Raw genomic sequence first — 15,839 nt, forward strand, 5'->3', positions numbered from 1 at the left:
TTTTTTCAAAGTTCATTCTCCCTTATTTTTTATTCATTACAGGAATGCTCCATTAAAAATTGTAATAAAATACCTCACAAATTGCTAAGCATTTAATCAAGCAAAATCATTTTAATCCTTTTTATATAATTATACCACACAATATCTATGGTATAATTATAATGTATAAACAAAATCCTTACAAAAAGGGGTTAGAATAAAATTGACATCATATGTAAAAAAACGAACCTTTATCATATTTATCTTTTTCACTATCATGATTTTCGCCCTTATTGCAAGGCTTATATGGATACAGGGTATAAACTCTTCAAAACTTGCCATGGCAGTCGAAAGGCAAAGTACTGCTGATATCATATTAAAGCCTCAACGGGGCAATATTTATGATGTAAACGGGAATATCCTTGCCTGTAATGTTCCAGCAGGAGATGTATTTGCGGCTCCTAAATTTATAAAAAATCCAGAAAAAGCTTCAGAAGAACTTTATAAATACTTAAATATAGACAAGGACTCACTTTATAAAATTCTTTCAAATAAAAACTCAGAATGGGCTGTACTTGGCAGGTCCATTCCTCTGGAAAATATCAACAAAATAAGAAGTCTTAACATACCAGGCATATATGTAGAAGATACTTTTATGAGAAATTATCCCAACGGCAAAATGCTATCACAAGTATTAGGTTTTACAGGAATTGATGGCAACGGTTTGTATGGCCTTGAATATTCTTTAGACAAATATTTAAGTGGTGTACCTGGTCGTGAAATCACTCTTGTGGATGCAGAAGGTAGAAAAATAGGAGTTCCAAGCAAGTTTTACAAACCTACAAATGGGAATAATATTGTCCTCACAATTGATTCTGTAATACAAAGCTATACAGAAAAAGCTATAAAAAATGGCTATGAAAAGTATAAACCGCAAGATGGTATAACAGCAATAGTTATGAATCCAAAAACAGGTGAAATACTTGCAATGGCTAACTTACCTGATTTTGACCCAAATAATCCGCAAAAGGTACCTTCACAGGAATACTGGAGAAATCCTGCAGTATCGGATATTTACGAACCTGGTTCAGTATTTAAAGTAATAACTGCTTCCGCAGCATTAGAATCAGCTGTAGTTACACCAGAGGAAAAATTCCATGACCCTGGCTATTATGTAGTAACCGGTAGAAAAATTAGAAGTTGGACGGTTTTAGGAGACATAACTTTTTCGCAAGCTATTGAAAAATCAAGTGATACCGTTTTTATCCAAATAGTTGAAAGATTAGGTGTTGATGCTTTTTATAAATACATAAAAGCTTTTGGCTTCGGTTCCCCTACCGGAATTGAGCTTCCTGGCGAAGCCAGTGGAATGATTTTACCAAAATCAAAAATATATCCTGTGGACCTCGCTACTATGTCCTTTGGCCAAGGAATTGCTGTAACTCCAATCCAAATGATTACAGCTTTTTCCGCCGTGATAAACGGTGGCAACCTCATGGTTCCATATATTGTAAAATATATCGAAAACGGTGATAAAATAATTAAAGAATATAAGCCTCAAATAGTTAGACAAGTTATCTCTAAAGAAACTTCCGATACAATGAGACATATACTTGAAAAAACAGTGACAGAAGGTACTGCTCAGGCAGCACAAGTACCTGGCTATACAGTAGGTGGAAAAACAGGTACAACGGAAAATTATGCTCCAGGAAAATACATAGCCTCGTTTGCTGGATTTGCTCCAGTCGAAAACCCAAAAATTGCAGTACTAGTTGTTGTTAAAAATCCAACACAAAATGGTTATATGGGAGGAGAAGTAGCCGCGCCAATAGCCCAGGAAATATTAAGAGATACTCTTAGATATTATGACACAGTAAAAAAGTAAAAATAATTCCCCTTACTTTTGTTGTACCAACTGATTTACACTATTTTTTATTTCCTCTGTTATATCAAAAGCATTTTTGTTATTTTTTATTCCTTCTTTTATTTTCGATATCACTGTGTTGTTTATTTTTCCCCATCCTTCAATTTGTGGGATGGCATTTGTATATTTAGTAGCTAATTCAATTACTTTCATTTTGTCATCTTCAATAATTTTATCTTTTTTAACTGGTACATAACCTAATTCAATCGCCTTTTGTTGGTCTTCTGTAAGAAACTTTATAAATTTATACTCCATCTCAAGTTTTTTTTCATTTTTTTCCTTCTTTATGCCATAGGCATATATTTTAGGTGATAAAGTTAATGGTATACCACTTTCCCCTTCGGGGTACATTGCTACATCAAACTCAAACAGTTTTCCTTTTGACTGTAAATTTTTAAGTTGTGCTATTTTATAGCTCTCCTCTACTAATACAGCAGTGTTTTTAGTAGTAATAAAGTCTTGCCACAACTTTTCTCTGTCTCCCTCAAGTGAGACAGGATTGACAACCTTATATTTATTGAATAAATCCAAAACTTTTTCCACTCCTGAAACTGCTTGAGGCCCAAAAAAAGAATACTTTTCTTCGTCAAAAACTCTCGCACCATCTAAAAGTAAAAACCCCCACAAATTATAATTATCAGGTGTAAGAGAAATACCTAATCCATAAAAGAATTTTTTATCCTGTTTACCTTCACTATAAGTCAATTTTATCATACTATCCATAAATTCTTCGTAATTCCACTCACCGTTTTCAGGAAGTTTAATTTCTTTTTCATAAAACATATCCACATTTAAAAAAAGCACATTAGTATACATTCCCAAAGGCATACCATAAATATTGCCTTTATACTTTAAAGCATCAATAACACCTTCTTTGTACTGTTTTTTTAATTCTTCGTCAATGTATTTAGTGATAGGGCTTAAATAACCATTTGAAATAAAGTAAAAGTCTGCACCAACAGGTAAAATATCTGGCAAAGAACCCTCTTTAGAAGAATTAATCAGTTTTTTATATCCGTTTTCGTATGAAAGAGGCTCAAAATCTATGACAACACCCGGGTATTTGTACTGAAAGACTTCTATTTTTCTTTTTATAAATTCAAATCCTCCGGGATCTTCTATTGATGGATGAGGAAAATCCCAAAAAGTTATTATCCCTCTAAACTCTTCTTCCTCATGTTTTTTGTCTTGCATTTGTTCTTTTTCATAAAGATTCATGTAATAAGGCCAATATATAAGAAAAAATATCACTAGCAAATATAACAAAGTAGTAAAAGGCTTTCTCACATTTACCACCTCTTACTATCTATATTCTCAAAATTACTCTTAAATAACTTAAAAAGCAGGATAGATTTCCTAATTCTACCCTGCTTTTTTATCAATTCATATTTTGAGCCCAGCTTTTCTCCAATCCTCTTTGAATCTTTCTATTCCTGCATCTGTTAACGGATGTTTTACCATTTGCATAAGCACCTTATACGGTACTGTAGCTATATGTGCACCTAGTTTTGCTGCCTGTAAAACATGTATAGGATGTCTTACACTTGCAGTTATTATCTCTGTATCTATGTCGTAATTATTGAATATCGTAACAATATCCTCAATAATCTGCAAGCCATCTGTATTTATATCATCAAGCCTTCCTACAAAAGGACTTACGTATGTCGCACCTGCACGAGCTGCCAGTAATGCTTGATTTGCTGTAAATATTAACGTCACATTTGTTTTAATTCCTTCTTTTGAAAGGACATTTACTGCTTTTAGCCCTTCAGCCGTCATAGGAATTTTTATTACTATATTTTTATGTATCTTTGCAAGCTCTCTTGCCTCTCTAATCATGCCCTCACTGTCATCACTTATAACTTCTGCACTTATAGGACCATCTACAATTTGAGTAATTTCTTTTACTACTTCCTTAAAATCTCTTCCTTCTTTAGCAATAAGAGATGGGTTTGTAGTAACACCTGATATTACACCTAATGCATTAGCTTCTCTTATTTCGTCTACATTAGCTGTATCAAGGAAAAACTTCATATTTATCCCTCCGTTATTATTTTATTTATTTCTATTATATATCTAATTTTCACAAATTAAAAGACATCTTTTATCTTGTGGAAATCAAGGGTTATTCATTTTTAAACTGTACTTAAAAATTTTTTAACTTTTTCAAATAATTTTTCCACAGGAAAATTTATATCTTCTGCAAGTCTTAATATTGTATAATTTTTTCTTATTTCTTTAGCATTATTTAACATATCGTAAAGTAAAGCTTCATTTACACCTATTTCATTTAATTTAGATGGAGCACCTATTCTCCTTAATAAATCCCGAATGGTTACTGCCTCAGGAACATTTATTTTTACCCAATTTCTCATATGTCCCCACTTTTCAAGTATCCTCTCTTGTCTTTGTTTTCTTTTTATCTCATCTATATAAAAATAATTTAAATTACTCAGCACTTCGTTAGCTATAGCACCATATGCATTTTTTATCCTCGCTTCAAATTCGTCACGATTTAGTGAAAGTTTTTTTGACATAAACTTTTTAATATCGTCTACTGTAAATGAAAATATGTAATGATAAATTTCTGAAATAATAATGCTTGTTATGCCGACTTTTGTCCCATGAAGATGGTATTCATTTTTAGATAATATTTCTTTCATCTCTAAATAATGTGATAAGTGATGTTCTGCGCCAGATGCAGGGCGAGAATTGCCAAATTTAAGCATTGCAATTCCTGAAATAATAAGTGCCTCCATCAATTCTTTAATCGATTTTTTGTCTCTTCTCAGAATTCCTGTCGAAGCATCAACGCATTTATTTATCGATTCCTTTACCATAGCTGCTATGTCATCTGAATAAGTTTCGCCTGTTATTACACTGCTTATATACCAATCTGCAAGAGAAGTATATTTCCCAATCACATCGCCAAAGCCAGCTGTTATCATCTCATATGGAGCTTGAGAAATTATATCAATATCTCCTATTATAATCTCAGGATATATTGCTGAGTATGTCCGCTTAAAACCTTTGACAATTAAAGGCGAAACAGAAGAGGCATAGCCATCCATGGAAGGTGCTGTTGCAACAATTCCATAAGGCTTACCCACTTTAAAACTTACAAACCTCACTAAGTCATTTATAGTTCCTGAACCAATAGCTAATAAAAATTCGGTATCTTTGTCTAAGTTTATAAGAACTTCTCCTAAGCTATATTCATCAGGTATGAGTAAACTGTCACGTTCTAACACACACTTGGTAACAAAAAAATTGTTACTTTCTAATCGCTCTATTATCTCTTTTGCGGCTACTTTATAGGTATTATTATCACAAACGATCATTATTTTAGAATTTACACCTATTTTATTGATTATGTGCGTTAAATCACTAATTGCTCCTTCTTTTATTGCAATTTCTTTTATAGGCATTAAATTTTTCATACTTTCACTTCTTTCGCTTCAATGCTTTTAGCTGATGTTCTTATTTTCAATTCAGGTTTCACACATATAGTTATAGGATTTTCAAATGCTTTATTTCCCATTTCCATCAGTTTAAACAGCACTTTTGCAGCTTGTCTTCCCATCTCTTCTTTAGGATGAACTATTGTAGTTAATTTAATATCCGATAATACTGCATAATCAGAATCGTCAAATCCCACAATTGATACATCATTTGGTACAGTTAAACCCAAATTTCTCAAAGCCTCTATCACCCACATTGCAATTTGGTCATTGTAACAAACTATAGCTGATGGCTTGTCACCTGTGCCTTCAAATATTTTTTTGACCATTTCTTGCGGTTTAGTTCTCATTTCTTCAGTTGTATACCATACAATATTATCTTCTCTAATTTTTATGCCGTATTGTCTTAATGCTCTAATATACCCTTTATATCTATTTAATCCTTGATTATCATCGCTTTTAAATATGCCTAAAATATTACGATGACCTAATTGTATAAGATGCTCTGTAACAACAAAGCCTCCTCCTTCATCATCTTGGATGATATATGAAGGTTTTAATTCTTCATAATAACTATTTATAAAAATATACGGAATTCCTCGCCTTTTTAACTGCTCAAAATAGTCAATATTTATATGGGGAAGGGCACTTTTCGTCGGTTCAATAATAACTCCTTTAATATTTTTTGTCATAATATTTTCTAAAATATCAATTTCTTTTTCGATTTTATTGTTTGTATTATATAGTAATATTGTATAACCTTCTTTTGTTAAAACTTGGTCAATACCTTTTATTATTCTTGGAAAAATATAATCACTTACATATGTGGTTATTACTGCAATATTTTTGTCGTCTATTTTCTTTATCACAGACCTGTCAGCACAAAAAGTGCCTACTCCTTGCTTTCTGTAAATCCATCCTTCATTTTCAAGTTCGTCGAGCGCTTTTCTAACAGTATGCCTGCTCATGTTAAACTTAGCTGCGAGTTCATTTTCAGTAAAAAGAGGGTCATGAGCATTTAAGTTGTTCTCGACTATATACCTAATTATAAATTCTTTAAGTTGCTGATATTTAGGTAAATTTTCTGCCACGATTAAACATCCTTCCCGATTATCAAGAATAGTTTTTAAAAAATTAATTTCCGCATATTATTATAACATTTTTATTTTTCATCTTAAATATAAATATTAAGAAAGATACCTGATACCATTATAATTCCTTATAAGTATCAGGTATCTATAATAAAATTTATCGTAATTTAATTTTGTCCATATTTTGTCATATATCTTTCATGAGCTCTTTTTACCTCTTCTTCAGGAATTTCCTCTGGCTCGCCAAGTAGCAATGCTAAATGAACTGTCTTTGCTACATCTTCAAGCATCACTGCTGCCTTTACTGCCTCCTCTGGAGTCTTCCCTATCGTAAAAACTCCATGATTTTTCATAAGTATTGCTGGACTTCGACCAATATATTTTATTACCGCCTCCCCTATTTCTTCTCCACCAATTTTTGCATATGGGCCAACCGGTATTGGCCCTCCAAATTCATCTGCAATTGCTGTCAGATACACCGGTATAGGTTTCCCCAAAGCAGCAAAGCTTGTAGCATAAGGAGAATGTGTATGAACTATTCCATTAACATCACTACGATGTCTGTATATATATAAATGTGTTGCGGTATCTACAGAAGGTTTCCATTTTCCTTCTATTATATTACCATTAAGGTCAACAACAACCATATCCTCTGGCTGCATTTCTTCATAAGGAATCCCGCTTGGTTTTATAACTACATATCCTGTTTCAACATCTCTTCCACTGACATTCCCACTTGTCATTGTAACAAGATTATTTTTCGGCAACATCATATTCATTTTGTATACTCGTTCTTTAAGCTTCTCTAACATTGGAACCCCCCTCTTTTAAGGCTTTTAGCCTTTTCATTACATTATTTATACCTCTGCCAAAATAGTCATGAAGAAGTTTGTATTCTTCAAATAATTTATCATATATTTCAACATTTTCAGGTATTGGTTTGTATGTTTTTTCCTTTAGCTTGGGTATTACTCGTGCAGCTTCAAATATGCTATCAAACCCTCCTTTTTCTTTACCTGCTGCAACTGCTCCAAACATTGCTGCACCAAGTGCTGGTGTTTGTGAAGATTTTGATACTTTAATTTTGAGATTTGTAACATCAGCATAGATTTGCATAAGCATAGGATTTTTTTCAGGGAGACCTCCACAAGCATACAGTTCATTAATACTTACTCCATTTTGATTAAAAGTATCAATTATCATCCTCGTACCAAAAGCTGTTGCTTCGATTAATGCTCTATATATCTCCTCAGGTTTCGTAGTTAAAGTCATTCCTAATATTACACCAGTAAGGTCCGCATCTACTAGTACTGACCTGTTTCCGTTCCACCAGTCAATCGCCAAGAGGCCACTTTTTCCGGGTTTTAGCTTTGCGGCTTTTTCTGTTAATAACTCGTGAATACTTATCCCTCTTTTTTCTGCTTCAATTTTGTATTCGTACGGCACACAATTATCAACAAACCAGGCAAAGATGTCGCCAACCGCAGATTGTCCTGCTTCATATCCATAAAAGCCTGGTATAATTCCATCTTCTACAACGCCACACATGCCTGGGACCTCTACTTCTTTATCATCTAACACCAAATGGCAAATCGAAGTTCCCATTACCATTACCATTTTCCCTGGCGATGTAACTCCTACTGCTGGTACTGAAACATGAGCATCAACATTGCCTACAGCAACTGCTACTCCCGGGTTTAAGCCCATCATATCTGCCATTTCAGGTATAAGTTCTCCCGCCTTTGTACCTAAGGGATATATGTCTTTCGACAACTTTTCTTCTACCAAATTTTCAAGCCTCTCATCTAATGCTCGAAAGAAATCTTTGGAAGGATACCCCTTTCTTTTGTGCCAAATCGCTTTATAGCCTGCAGTACAACTATTACGCCTTTCATTACCTGTTAGCTTCATAACAACCCAATCAGTAGCTTCAATAAATTTATCAGCTTCTTCATAGATATCTGGCGCTTCATTTAATATTTGCCATATTTTGGGTATGAGCCATTCTGAAGATATCTTTCCACCATACCTTGCTAAAAAATCCTCACCCCTTTGTGATGCTATTTCATTCAATTTGTTTGCTTCAGGTTGCGCAGCATGATGTTTCCATAACTTAACATATGAATGAGGGTTCGATTTGTACTGGGGAATGTCACAAAGAGGAGTTCCATCTTTTTTTATAGGCAACATAGTACAAGCTGTAAAATCTATGCCTAAGCCTATTACATCAGCTTTGTCTATACCAGCCTGATTTATTACATCAGCTACTATTTTCTTTAAAACTTCAATATAGTCATCTGGATGTTGTAATGCCCAATCTTGCGGTAGTTTTGTTCCATCAGGAAGTTCTTCATCCATCACACCATGGGGATAATTCATTACAGAAGTAGCTACTTCTTCCCCCGTCTCAAGATTAAGGAGCAGAGCCCTTGCAGACTCTGTCCCATAATCTATTCCAATTGAATACTTGGCCATTTTTTCTTCCTCCCTTAGACTTCTACATATTCGATGCCCAACATATCACAAAGCATTTTCCATCTCTGTGTATTATCGCCAAGATTTAAACATTGATGATGTGTTCCACCATTTATAAGCCATCCGTCAAGGCATGCTTTTACACCTGTTGAAGGTCTAAAATGGAAATATGGCATTTCAATATGCTTTGCTTCTTCTGTATCAAGAATCTCTCCTTTCGATACAACTAATCTATATCTTTCTCCTTCCAAGGATACTAAAGAAACAAGAGTTGCTGGCCCAGGTTGTGCCATAAAAACAACCGTTGGTGGATTATTAAGTTTACCAATGCCTAGTTCTCTATCAATAAGTTTAATCGGTCTATCCTTTCTTGCTATTTTCCAGTTACCTTCGCCCATGTGGCTCATCAAAATAGAATTCCTTTTAAAATCCATAGCATACATTTCTGTAAAATGTGCATCACCTATCAATACATGACCTGCCGCAACCAAACTTGCAGTTATAGCATCTCCCTCTGCTGCATATCCATATCCTTCAGCCATTAAATTTGACGCAGCCATCATTGGAATTTGCTTGAATCTTCCATCTCCTTTAAACACATCGAAATGCGCAGTAAATCCGTCATATCCTTTGTTTACAAGGAATTTCTTGAATCCAATTTGTAATCTTGCAGCATATCTATGGCTTTCTTCGCTAAGATTTGGATCGATATAAAAATTCTTTCTATTCTCTTCAATAACCGCATTAATCTCCTCTTCTGTCGCAGTTTCCATATATCTATAAACTTCGCCAATGTATTCTTGATTAATTTGCGGACCTATTTTTCTTGTAAAGGCTGCATCATCTCCCAAAATATCATACATTCCATGCATTCTTCCAAACTGCGCTATTTTCATGTTTCGCAATGCTTTAATTGTCTGCACAGCTTTAGCCCAATCTCCAACAAATTTTTTAAATTCTTCTGAATGCCATTCTTCTGTAATAATAGGACACTTAATTCCCATCCTTAAAATGGCATTTGCTGTATCTTGGGCACCGTGAACACCTTGATTGTATGTCAAATCTCCCATATCCCAATCCTCTGTTACTGTCGGAACAGGTTGAATGTTCGCAAGCATAATAGGTAGTTTATTATTCCTTAGTGCATTAACAATATTTGTAGCAGGTCCATACGTAAGCATTACTATCATAATACCATCAAGGTCTTTTTCATTAAATTCTTTCACAATATGTTCAATGTCCTGTCTATTCTTTGCTGCTTTAGGAAAATGAAAATCGGCAACATCTTCAAGTTGTTCTATAACTTCTCTTGCATATTTTTCTTGTCTTTCAGTAATGCCTGGTAACATATCATCGTACAACTCTTGCATAATGCCTAAAAATCCTATTTGCGGCTTTTTCTTGGTTTGCATAATAAATCCTCCCTTTGATTTGTTATTTTGTTGTTCGTATATTTTAATTATCATGATATTAGATGTACGTACATTTATAATTAATATATTCTACATTTTATTCAAAATTCCTTCTTTGTTTTTAAAAAATTTATTCTAAAACTTAGACAAATAAATATCACATTATCTATAATAGGTTTTATATACTTTATCAATATACAAACTTGTTCCTTTGCCATTTTATGTTTATATACCTTCTTGATTAAAACCAGTAAAAACCTCTTCTAGTAATTTTACTTTTCCCTTACCCATACCATCATTTCGCCCGGTGCACGGTTCGCCCATGCAAAATATGGTACAAATTTTATTTTCACGGGTTCATACGAAACATTAACATCTGCCTTGTATAGCTCTTCTCCCCATGATCCATAATTTTCTCGCTCTGCCTCTGCCTTTATTACACACACACCATTTAATAGATCTTTTTCGTATTCTACCTCAAATTTACATCCTTTAGGTAATACTATATTGTTCAGGTTTGGACCATTATCCACTTCCTCAAGGCAGTAAACTATAGGTCCTCTCTGTATAGCAACTCTTCCTTCATCTTCCCTTACATTGGGATTCGCTTTCACCCTCATTACAGGCATTGATAGCAATAGCTCTACTCTGTCTTTTGCTTTCCAGATTCGCTTTATCTTTACATAACCCTTCTCCATTATGCCATTTATATCTATTTTTTCTCCATTAACACTGACTTTTGCATCTTTACACCATCCGGGAATTCTCAATAACAGTGTAAAATCTATTTCTCTTTCAGGCAAAATATCTATAACTATTCTGCCATCCCACGGATACTGAGTTTCCTGTTTTACTTTCACTTCATTCCCTGCAATTTTCATCTGTACTTCGCTGTCTACGTAGAGGTGAACATATAATTCATTATCTCGAACAGAGTAAATATACTCGCCTAGTGAAGCCAATAATCTAGCTAAATTAGGAGGACAACAAGCACACTCAAACCATGGCTGTCTGGTGTATTTTACATGAGCTTTAACTTTATTCTTCTCATATGCCTCAGGCCATACTTCCAGAGGATTTACATAGAAATATTTTTTTCCATCTAATGACATACCACTAATAACTGAATTGTATAGCGCCCTTTCCATAACATCGGCGTAACGCCTATCAGGGTCAATCTGCAACATCCTGTAGGCAAAAAACACTAGACCTATCGCTGCACATGTCTCGGCATAGGCCGTATCATTGGGTAAATCGTAGTCAAAAGTAAATGTCTCACCGATAGAGGAAGAGCCAATGCCACCTGTGATGTACATCCTCTTAGTTGTTATGTTATCCCACAATCTCTTGCACGCCTGAATCAGACTTTCATCGTCAGTTTCCACAGCCACGTCAACCATGCCAGAACAGAGGTAAACTGCTCTGACAGCATGCCCTTCTGCGCTGGTCTGTTCTCTCACGGGTAAATGCGCCTGAAAATAACTTGCCCATTGTTCATCCCATTTATCTCCTCTTGTTTTTGCTTCTATTTCAAAATAAAGAGGCTTTTTCCCTCGTTCATCAATGAAATACTTACTTAGCTTTAAATATTTCTCTTCACCAGTAACTCTGTAAAGTTTAACTAATGCTAGCTCAATCTCTTCATGGCCAGGATACCCTTTCTTCTTGCCTGGTTCTGGCCCAAAGACAGAGTCTATATGATCGGCAAACCGGCATGCTACATCCAACAGCTTTCTCTTGCCTGTCGCCTTATAATAGGCCACAGCAGCTTCTATTAAATGCCCTGCACAATAAAGTTCATGATTATCTCTTAAATTTGTCCATTTTTTATCAGGTTTTTTGATGATAAAATATGTATTTAAATACCCGTCGCTCTGCTGTGCTCTGGCAATTAAATCTATCACTTCATCAGCAATCTTTTCTAACTCAGGGTCAGGATAAACAGCAAGACTATAGCTTACCGCCTCTAACCACTTATACACGTCGCTATCTTGAAATACCATGCCTGCAAATTCACCTTCCATTTCACCTGCCGCAATGTAGAAATTTTTAATGGCATGACTGAGTACAACACCAGGTACGCGATCGTTTAGCACCTCCCATTGATAGGGTATCGTCACTTCTTTAATCAATTTTGTATATTTTGACCAGAAACCCCCGCTAATTTTTACTTGCTTCAAAGGAATTGGTTGTAATTGTGCTCTTTTTATAACATGCATATTCATCCCACCCTCTTTTTTAAGTTTTATCCTATATTACCAAGCTAAACAAGCAATATGGAGACTGGTAAAAAATTCTGTTTTTTGCCAGTCTCCTATATAATATTAATTTCTCTTTGCCAATCTAATAACATTCCACGATAACTTAGGTAAAATTGCTTTTAGTATTCCATCTTCAATCACAGCATTACCATTATTATGGGGTACCACATTAAGCGGATTTTCCTTGGTATTGGTAGCTTTTAAATCTTCATTTTCTAGTACAATATGTTCTACAATTTTATAATCTTCAAAACCTTTTATCTCACTCTCCAATAACAACGAATCTTGTTGGTCTCTATTCACTGCAAATATTGTAAGTTTATTATTGTTTTCATCCATTACAGCAGTAGCTTCCAAAATGGGAACATCACAGAAATCTTTGCTATTGTAAGTTGGAGTATCAATAACAGCATTTAATACATATCCTCTGCCATAAAGTGACGCATGTCTATATGGATAGTAAATTGTCTGCCGCCACGCTTTTCCTCTTTTTTCTGTCATGATAGGTGCAATCACATTAACAAGTTGTGCTAAGCAAGCTATTTTTACACGATCTGCATGTTTTAACAATGTTATGAGCATACATCCCACAAGAAGGGCATCTTCGAATGTATATATATCTTCCAAAAGTGGTGGAGCTACAGACCAAGGCACTATTTTTTTATCAGCTTCTCTAGAATGATACCAAACATTCCATTCATCAAAAGAAATATTAATAGTCTTTTTACTTCTCTTTTTACCTTTTACATAGTCAGCTGTTGCTATGACTGTTTTGATTATTTCATCCATATCTAATGATTTCGCCAAAAAATTACCTATGTCATTTTCTTCATTGCCGTAGTAAGTATGAACTGAAATGTAGTCCACATAATCATAAGTATGCTCAAGAACAGTTGCTTCCCATTGACCAAATGTAGGCATGCTGCTATTCGAACTTCCACACACAGCCAATTCAATGGAAGGATCTACAGCTTTCATAACTTTTGCAGCTTCTTTAGCAAGACGTCCATATTCATCAGCAGTTTTTTGACCTATTTGCCACGGTCCATCCATTTCATTACCTAAGTTCCATACTTTAATTTTATGTGGTTCTCTATAGCCATGGGATTTTCTTAAATCGCTCCAGTATGTTCCTTCTGGCATATTACAATACTCTACAATATTACGAGCCGCATCTATTCCACGTGTCCCTAAATTTATAGCCATCATTACTTCTGTATTGACTCTCTTTGCCCATTCAACAAATTCGTTAATACCTATTTCATTTGTTTCAATTGACCTCCACGCCAATTCAAGACGTTTAGGCCTAAGCTCACGTGGACCTATTCCATCCTCCCAATTATAACCAGAAACAAAATTTCCACCAGGATAGCGAACAATCGGTACCTTTAATTCTTTAACCAACTCTATTACATCTTTGCGAAATCCCATTTCATCTGCCTCCGGATGGTCTGGTTCATAAATGCCACCATAAACAGCACGTCCTAAATGTTCAATAAAAGAACCATAAATTCTCTCATCCACTTCACCAATCTTAAAATCCTTGTCTAAAATCATTTTTACTTTTTTATTCATTGGTTATCCTCTCCTCCTAAATTACGATTTATTTTATCTTTTCTAATCAACTTAACTAATCTTGCTCCATGCAAAGGAATAGCCATAACAATTTTCTCCTCTCCTTTATACCACTTCTAATGCAACCACTGACATCGCTGGAAGTAATACTTTAATTTTATTATCTGTTATACTTGCTCCGTCAAAATGTTGTGGCACTACCTTATTGGGATTTTCAAATGTGTTATGAGCATTCATTTCCTCAGCAGTCAATATTGTTCCTGTTACGCTAGTTTTCTTTTCTCCTCTAAGCTCACACTCAATAATTGCAGGTTCTTTTGGACTTAGATTACACAATGAAATATGTATTTTCCCCTCCTTATCCACCGAAGACGTTGCAGTTACTTGAGGAATACTTTCACCTGCATATCCATATCCAGGCGATTTTATATTTAAATCCAATAATTCTGCATCTTGATGAACTTTGTACATATTGAACACATGATAGGTTGGAGTAAGCACCATCTTTGAACCTTCAGTATGAATAACCGCCTGCAGTACGTTAATAGTTTGAGCAATATTTGCCATTCTAACTCTATCACAGTGTTTGTGGAATATATTAAAATGTATTGCAGCAACTAAGGCATCTCGTATTGTATTTTGCTGATAAAGAAACGCAGGATTCGTTCCAGGTTCCACATCATACCATGTACCCCATTCATCCACCACTAGAGCCACTCGTTTTTCAGGATCATATCTATCCATAATGACCGAATGCCTTGTAATAAGTTCATCTATGCGTAAAGCTTTCTTCAGCGTTATAAACCATTCGCCTTCATCAAAATTAGTAGCTGAACCTTTTCCTAGCCAGAAATCACCTGGAATAGTATAATAATGTAAGCTTAGTCCATCCATAAATCTTCCCGCTTCTCTCATAAGTACCTCTGTCCAGTTGTAGTCATCAACATTAGCTCCACAAGCTATTTTAAAAATCTTATTTCCACTAAAGTCTCTCACATAAGTTGAATACCTGCGATAAAGGTCAGCATAGTATTCAGGGCGCATGTTTCCTCCACAGCCCCAATTTTCATTTCCTATGCCAAAATATCTTAGTTTCCATGGCTTTTTCCTTCCATTAGCCGCTCTTAAATTTGCCAGAGTAGATTCTCCATCAAAGGTTATATATTCTATCCATTCTCTCATTTCTTGTATTGTCCCACTTCCTACATTACCTGAGATATATGGCTCTGCCCCCAAAAGTTCACACAACTCAAAAAACTCATGAGTCCCAAAATGATTGTTTTCTATCACCCCTCCCCAATGTACATTGACTCTCTTAGGGCGCAATTCATAAGGGCCTATTCCATCTTTCCAGTGATATTCATCAGCAAAACATCCACCAGGCCATCTTAAAACGGGAATTTTTATTTCTTTTAAAGCTTCAACTACATCCTTGCGAATTCCATTTATATTAGGTATTTCTGAGTCCTTTCCAACCCAAAAACCACCATATATACATCTTCCCAAATGTTCAGCAAAATGACCATAAATATTTCTATCTATTCTACCTTTCCTTATATCGGTGTTTATAATAACTTCAGTCATAAAATACCTCCTTATAATATACTCCGTTTTGTAAACTTAAATGAAAGTTGAGGACTTCAATCCTTTCTGGTACAATG

General features: G+C 34.8%; 11 protein-coding genes. 1 reads left to right on the forward strand and 10 read right to left on the reverse strand.

Annotated features, from left to right (window positions below; all coding sequences use genetic code 11):
• Positions 1-202: 202 nt before the first annotated feature.
• Complete coding sequence (locus I4N53_RS10730; RefSeq protein ID WP_028991879.1) at positions 203-1,864, forward strand: penicillin-binding protein 2; 1,662 nt, start codon at positions 203-205, stop codon at positions 1,862-1,864.
• A gap of 12 nt (positions 1,865-1,876) precedes the next feature.
• Here I4N53_RS10730 and I4N53_RS10735 read toward each other — a convergent pair whose 3' ends face one another.
• From I4N53_RS10735 to I4N53_RS10780, 10 genes are all read right to left on the reverse strand, one after another.
• Positions 1,877-3,190 (reverse strand): extracellular solute-binding protein, encoded by a 1,314-nt coding sequence (locus I4N53_RS10735; protein WP_214496218.1) that lies wholly within the window; start codon positions 3,188-3,190, stop codon positions 1,877-1,879.
• Positions 3,191-3,286: 96 nt separating this feature from the next.
• Positions 3,287-3,937 (reverse strand): fructose-6-phosphate aldolase, encoded by a 651-nt coding sequence (gene fsa, locus I4N53_RS10740; protein WP_013150619.1) that lies wholly within the window; start codon positions 3,935-3,937, stop codon positions 3,287-3,289.
• Between the two features lie 101 nt (positions 3,938-4,038).
• Positions 4,039-5,343 (reverse strand): sn-glycerol-1-phosphate dehydrogenase, encoded by a 1,305-nt coding sequence (locus I4N53_RS10745; protein ID WP_214496219.1) that lies wholly within the window; start codon positions 5,341-5,343, stop codon positions 4,039-4,041.
• Positions 5,340-6,455, reverse strand: coding sequence for a substrate-binding domain-containing protein (locus I4N53_RS10750; RefSeq protein WP_214496220.1), 1,116 nt, complete (start codon positions 6,453-6,455; stop codon positions 5,340-5,342). Before I4N53_RS10750 ends, I4N53_RS10745 begins: the two co-directional genes overlap by 4 nt.
• A 167-nt stretch (positions 6,456-6,622) precedes the next feature.
• Positions 6,623-7,267 (reverse strand): L-ribulose-5-phosphate 4-epimerase, encoded by a 645-nt coding sequence (locus I4N53_RS10755; protein WP_013150622.1) that lies wholly within the window; start codon positions 7,265-7,267, stop codon positions 6,623-6,625.
• Entirely contained in the window at positions 7,251-8,930 is a 1,680-nt protein-coding gene (locus I4N53_RS10760; RefSeq protein WP_214496221.1) for a ribulokinase, read from the reverse strand. The genes I4N53_RS10755 and I4N53_RS10760 overlap by 17 nt, the downstream gene beginning before the upstream one ends.
• 14 nt (positions 8,931-8,944) lie before the next feature.
• A complete protein-coding gene (locus I4N53_RS10765; protein WP_214496222.1) occupies positions 8,945-10,342 on the reverse strand; it encodes an L-fucose/L-arabinose isomerase family protein in 1,398 nt (465 codons plus the stop codon).
• Between the two features lie 272 nt (positions 10,343-10,614).
• Positions 10,615-12,561 (reverse strand): glycoside hydrolase family 127 protein, encoded by a 1,947-nt coding sequence (locus I4N53_RS10770; protein ID WP_214496225.1) that lies wholly within the window; start codon positions 12,559-12,561, stop codon positions 10,615-10,617.
• 105 nt (positions 12,562-12,666) lie between these two features.
• Positions 12,667-14,178, reverse strand: a complete 1,512-nt coding sequence (locus I4N53_RS10775; protein WP_214496223.1) for an alpha-N-arabinofuranosidase — start codon at positions 14,176-14,178, stop codon at positions 12,667-12,669.
• A gap of 105 nt (positions 14,179-14,283) precedes the next feature.
• Positions 14,284-15,762, reverse strand: coding sequence for an alpha-N-arabinofuranosidase (locus I4N53_RS10780; protein ID WP_214496224.1), 1,479 nt, complete (start codon positions 15,760-15,762; stop codon positions 14,284-14,286).
• Positions 15,763-15,839 lie beyond the last annotated feature (77 nt).

It is taken from the genome of Thermoanaerobacter sp. CM-CNRG TB177, assembly GCF_018588165.1.
Taxonomy (GTDB): Bacteria; Bacillota; Thermoanaerobacteria; order Thermoanaerobacterales; family Thermoanaerobacteraceae; genus Thermoanaerobacter; species Thermoanaerobacter thermocopriae.

What these genes read in the sequence shown, in the direction of transcription:
- I4N53_RS10760 (WP_214496221.1), bottom strand. Translation starts at nt 8,930, where the DNA reads ATGGCCAAGTATTCAATTGGAATAGATTATGGGACAGAGTCTGCAAGG.
- I4N53_RS10775 (WP_214496223.1), bottom strand. Translation starts at nt 14,178, where the DNA reads ATGAATAAAAAAGTAAAAATGATTTTAGACAAGGATTTTAAGATTGGT.
- fsa (WP_013150619.1), bottom strand. Translation starts at nt 3,937, where the DNA reads ATGAAGTTTTTCCTTGATACAGCTAATGTAGACGAAATAAGAGAAGCT.
- I4N53_RS10755 (WP_013150622.1), bottom strand. Translation starts at nt 7,267, where the DNA reads ATGTTAGAGAAGCTTAAAGAACGAGTATACAAAATGAATATGATGTTG.
- I4N53_RS10765 (WP_214496222.1), bottom strand. Translation starts at nt 10,342, where the DNA reads ATGCAAACCAAGAAAAAGCCGCAAATAGGATTTTTAGGCATTATGCAA.
- I4N53_RS10745 (WP_214496219.1), bottom strand. Translation starts at nt 5,343, where the DNA reads ATGAAAAATTTAATGCCTATAAAAGAAATTGCAATAAAAGAAGGAGCA.
- I4N53_RS10780 (WP_214496224.1), bottom strand. Translation starts at nt 15,762, where the DNA reads ATGACTGAAGTTATTATAAACACCGATATAAGGAAAGGTAGAATAGAT.
- I4N53_RS10770 (WP_214496225.1), bottom strand. Translation starts at nt 12,561, where the DNA reads ATGCATGTTATAAAAAGAGCACAATTACAACCAATTCCTTTGAAGCAA.